This is a genomic window from Xenorhabdus yunnanensis (genome assembly GCF_028598805.1).
GTDB lineage: Bacteria > Pseudomonadota > Gammaproteobacteria > Enterobacterales > Enterobacteriaceae > Xenorhabdus > Xenorhabdus yunnanensis.
In genome coordinates this window covers 1-322 of record NZ_JAQRFI010000277.1, presented here as the reverse complement: position 1 = coordinate 322, position 322 = coordinate 1, and the positions used below count along the sequence as shown (strand labels likewise).

General features: G+C 38.2%; 1 protein-coding gene. It reads left to right on the top strand.

The window, feature by feature from the left end; genetic code table 11:
* Positions 1-102 precede the first annotated feature (102 nt).
* Positions 103-322: hypothetical protein (locus PSI23_RS22235; RefSeq protein ID WP_273557072.1), on the top strand; the 220-nt coding region annotated here is incomplete at its 3' end.

Here is a 322-nt window from a genome sequence, read left to right as displayed (position 1 = left end):
CGATGGAACATATTGGAATATGCCAGCTCAAAATTACTGGGAGATATTCCAAGCAGCATGGAAAGTCAGTCGGGAAAATATAATCAAGCAGGAGAAAAAGAAATGAGCAAATATGTGATTGAGTTGGCACGGGAAATTGAAAATCTGCAATTTAAAGCGGCAATGGAATTATCTAATTTATGGACAATGGAAAAACTAAATTTAACCATTGCAATAGTTCATCACCTGTTGGAAAAAGGAGATAAAGAACAGGCGATGGATTGGCTGGAAGGACTTCTTGATTGGACAGGGGAAGACTTATTATCTGAGGCAGAAAACAACG